Origin of the sequence: Bacillus sp. GMs2/2 (genome assembly GCF_050172095.1) — a bacterium.
Lineage (GTDB): Bacteria > Bacillota > Bacilli > Bacillales > Bacillaceae_G > Bacillus_A > Bacillus_A cereus.
The window spans coordinates 1-2,119 of record NZ_JBNLYE010000542.1 but is presented as its reverse complement, the minus strand read 5'-3'; the positions used below and the strand labels follow the sequence as shown (position 1 = coordinate 2,119).

Sequence of the window (2,119 nt, the reverse complement as noted above, 5' to 3'; positions counted from 1 at the left end):
GATCAATTCTAATTTTTATATTATTCATCATTGCTTGAGGTTGTAGTAGCATTAAAACTTGATCCATTAGCACACTAATATCATTAGGTTTTATTTTTACCACCTGTGGTTTGGCTACCGCCATAAATTCAGTTGTAATACTCTCTATACGCTCAATCTCTGATGATACTATATTTATATAACTTTGATTATTTTCATTTTCCGTTGATTTTAGTAATTGCATGAACCCTTTCATTGCAGTTAATGGATTATTAATCTCATGAGCCATTACAGTCGCTAATTGTCCTACAACAGCAAGTTTTTCAGATTTTCGTAATAATTCTTCTGTTTTTAGCCGTTCAGTGATATCACGAGAAATACTTAGGAAAACTTTTTTACCATTTAAGTTAAAAACACGAACACTAAACTCAGTTGTTATTACTTTTCCTGTTGGAAAAACATATTCATCTTGCAAAGTGAAGGAAGTTTGTCCCTTTTTAATTTTTTCTAATAACCTTACGATTATTTGAGAATCTTGTGGTACTACATTTGAAAATGATAATGAGAGCAACTCTTCTCTACTATATCCAAATCTTCTACACCCAACAGGGTTTACCTCAATAAATCGACTTGGAGCATTATCTTCATTCAGCTCTACTACATATACCGCATCAGTTGCTTGCTCAATTAGTGCACGGTACTTCATTTCACTATCTCTTAATTGCTGGTGTAATCGATGTCGTTCTCTTTCTGCTTGTTTTCTTTCAGAGATGTCTCTACATATTGCTGATAAAGCTATCACATTTCCTCTTACATCTAGTATAGGAGAAACTGTCAGACTGACATCAAGAAGACTCCCATCGCTCCTTTGTCTAACAGTTTCTAATCTAGTAACCACAGATTCACCCGTTAGAATTTTCTGAATATTTTTAATCGATTCTTCCATTAAAAAATCTGGTACACAAGGTAATCTCTTACCTATGATTTCTTGTGATGACCACCCAAATATCTTTTCATAAGCTTTATTCGCTTGTAAAATATGCCCTTCTCGATCAGAAATGGTAATAGCATCTAGATTGTGCTTTATAAATGATTCCAATAATTCTTTGGTAGCGCTTAATTCTGATTCTACCTTTTTCCTTTCGGTTATATCAACTGTAGAACCAACAACTTCAATAACTTGTCCATTTCGTTTAATCGGCCTAAGCGCAATAAGAATAATAGTTTTATCATTTGGCCAAGGTAATTCAAATATAATTTCTTTTCCTTCCCATGCCTGAAGATAGTACTTCATCAATTGTGGAACTAAATGTGGAGGAACAATAGAAGCATCAATAGTACGTAAGCTTTTTCCTACCACCTGTTCAGAATAAAATCCGTTTTGATAATAAAACTGTCCATCACATAAAGTGTGTATAAAGTGCTTACCCACTTTTTTAAATTTAAAAATTCCTCCTTGAAGCTCATGTACGGTATCTGCAAGTTCTTGCTTCGATTTTTTTAATTCTCGATTCATTTTAGATAAGTCCTGTGTTAAATAATACAATCTCTGGTAGGCTTCCATAAGAAATAGCCCAATTAAAAGTCCTAACGCTATATATAATAAGCCTCCTGTGTAAAGTAATGTAGTATTAAATAATACGCCAACTAACCACTTTATTCCAATAAAAACAGAAAAATATAACGATGCACTTTTAAAAGGATGTAGTTTTTTAAAATAAGTTTTAAAGGTAGAAAATAGAATCCCCATACCTAAATAAGCAATCACAGGAGGTTCCCAGTACCCTCCTGTGTAAAAGATACGCATTACAATTATGCTAATTAACGTAATCCAACCAGCAATACGACCAAAGTAAATAAAAGATAGAATAAGAGGAACAACTCGAAGATCGTAGGAAAATCCCATGTATGGAAAAGAAAAGAACATTAACGTAACTGCAATAATCCCTCCATAGAGCTTTTCAAAATATCGACTAGAATTAATTGTAAACACTTGAATAAATATTGCTGCGCTAACTAATAAAGAAAAAATAGAAAGGTTGATGAAATAATCTTTAATAATCATGTAATGTCCCTCCTTGCATTAAGTGTATTCGACAAAAAAGCTAAAAATCCTACAAATTGTATAAACAGTTCAAAT

The 2,119-nt window shown here is 32.5% G+C and carries 1 protein-coding gene; it reads right to left on the bottom strand.

What is annotated here, in order from left to right; genetic code table 11:
* Positions 1 to 2,044 (bottom strand): PAS domain S-box protein (locus tag ACQGS6_RS27130; protein ID WP_426965921.1); only part of this gene is annotated, 2,044 nt, incomplete at its 3' end.
* Positions 2,045 to 2,119 lie beyond the last annotated feature (75 nt).